This is a genomic window from Longimicrobium sp., from assembly GCF_036280135.1.
GTDB lineage: Bacteria > Gemmatimonadota > Gemmatimonadetes > Longimicrobiales > Longimicrobiaceae > Longimicrobium.
Genome location: NZ_DASURI010000170.1, coordinates 1 through 2,001 on the forward strand (window position 1 = coordinate 1; position 2,001 = coordinate 2,001).

Below are 2,001 nucleotides of genomic sequence, written 5' to 3' on the forward strand. Positions count from 1 at the left end.
GCGGTCGCGGCGGTCCACGATGGGGATCTCCACGTGCGTGGCGCCCGCCTTTTCAAAGTCCGCCATCCACTGCCGCGCGGAGTTGGCGGGGTCCTGCGAGGCCGTGGTGATGCCCACGATCTTGCCCCCGTCCAGCGCGTTGCTCAGGCGCAGAAACGCGCCCAGAGCCTCGCCCTCGGGCTCGCAGGCGCCGCCGATGAGCACCAGCGTGCCCGCCGTGCGGTCCGTGCGCCGCCGCGTGGGCACGGGCAGGGGCGTGGCGCTGGGTTTGGACGCCCTGGCGCCGTTCCGGCTTCCGTTCTTCGACCGCTGTTCCATGCTCACCGTGCGTTGCCCGCCTCCAGCTCCCGGAGCGAGTGCACCGCCAGCGCCGCCGCCACCTGCGCCCGCGGGTCCACCCCCTCCACGATCTCTCCCCCGTCCACCATCCCGCCGATGGCGTCGATGACGATGCGCCCGTCGCGCACCAGGGCCACCGCGTGCGCCACCCGCGTGTCGCGCGACGGCACCCGCTCGCGCGTGCTGAACACGGCCACGCGGCAGTTGGCGTCGCGCGCCATGTCCTGCACCTCCCATTCCGTGCTGGGCACGACCACCACGCCGTTCCTGCGCACGGCGTCGGCCAGCACGCCCACCAGCTGCAGGTTGCGGTCCTCCTCGCGGTAGCGGTCCGGCACGTCCTGCACGTCCGTGTCCAGGATGACGGCCACCTCCGACCGCGCGTACGGCAGCCCCACGTTCAGGATGTACGACGGCGCCACGTCCACGATGAGCGCCTCGTCGTCCGCCCCGCGGCGCACCATCTCGGCCCGCACGGCCGCGCGGTCGCCGCCGCCCGTGATGCCGCACAGCACCGCCTGCGTGAGCGCCGGCGTGTCGGGCGTGTCCATCAGGGCGCGCAGCTCGGCCACGGCGTAGTCCACGTCCGCGAGCTCGCCCGCGAAGGCCTTCTGCACCACGTCCAGGGCCAGGGCCGCCGCGCGCAGCCCCACTTCCGCGTGCAGGTGCTCGAAGACGACCGTGTACTCGCCCTCGCGGTCACCGCCGCGGGCGCGGCCGTAGCCCACGTCGTGGCCGATCATCGTCTGCAGCTCCAGCCCCACGTGCTCGGCGATGTGGGGGGCGTACGTGCCGCGCCGCAGCCGCGTGACGAACCCGCCCCGCTCGCCGATGCTGCACCGGTGCTCCCAGAGCCCCGGCATGGCCTGGACGAGCGCCTCCGTGAATCCCGGCACCTCGCCCGAGTGGATCTCGTCGTACTCTCCCACGGCCACGTCCATGCGCGTCACGGGCCGCCGCGACCAGAAGTTGGCGCCGCGCATGGAGCGCAGGCCCACCAGGCGAATCTCGGTGTAGGGGTCGGGAAGGGGCATGGTCGACGGTCCGGGCCGGATGCGCCGCGGTCGGAAGACTTTGCGGCGCGGATCGATGGCCCGTCGTAGCAAAGTCGGCGCCGCGGGGTCGGGCCCGGCGCGGGCGTGGCGAAAGGCGTTCGTCTCACACGGTGAACGGGGCAGACGGTCCCGTGTCGTTCCCGTTGGCCCCGTTGGCCGAAGGCCCCGTGTGAGGCTCGCCGTTTCCACCCGCTCAAGACGATGCCGATTCGTCGCCGCGTTCGACCGTCCGGGAGCTGAAGCCGACGGTCCATCCGTCCGGCAGGGGCGGCAGGCGCAGCCAGTACGACTCGTAGCGCGCCGCGCGGCAGCCGCCGGGCTCCTCCATCATCACGATGCGGTACTCGCGGCGGGAGTCGGAGCGAAACGCCTCGGGCCACAGCCGCGCGTGGCAGTCGCCGATCATGGACACGTGGACGTACAGGGCGGCGCCCAGGGCGGGGAACGCGGCCGCATCGCATGCGCGAAAGTGCTGGACCGTGCCCAGCTCCGCCGTGTCGCGCACCACGCGCAACCCGAACGGATCGCACTCCGTCTCCCGCACCCGCTCCATCGAAAGCGGCTCGGCATCCGCCGCCACGGGGAGCGAGTCCTCGCGCAGCCCGTA

Annotated in this window: 3 protein-coding genes; all 3 read right to left on the reverse strand. The window is 73.1% G+C overall.

Annotated elements, in window-relative coordinates:
• Positions 1–324 (reverse strand): hypothetical protein (locus VFZ20_RS05145; RefSeq protein WP_329682764.1); only part of this gene is annotated, 324 nt, incomplete at its 3' end.
• On the reverse strand, positions 321–1,373 hold the full coding sequence (locus tag VFZ20_RS05150) for a cyanophycin synthetase family protein (RefSeq protein ID WP_329682765.1): 1,053 nt from the start codon (positions 1,371–1,373) through the stop codon (positions 321–323). The genes VFZ20_RS05150 and VFZ20_RS05145, both read right to left, overlap by 4 nt.
• Before the next feature lie 214 nt (positions 1,374–1,587).
• The coding region (locus tag VFZ20_RS05155) for a hypothetical protein (protein WP_329682766.1) at positions 1,588–2,001 on the reverse strand (414 nt) is incomplete at its 5' end.

Bases quoted from the DNA above. Each gene is read 5' to 3' on its own strand.
- VFZ20_RS05150 (WP_329682765.1), bottom strand. From the start codon at position 1,373: ATGCCCCTTCCCGACCCCTACACCGAGATTCGCCTGGTGGGCCTGCGC.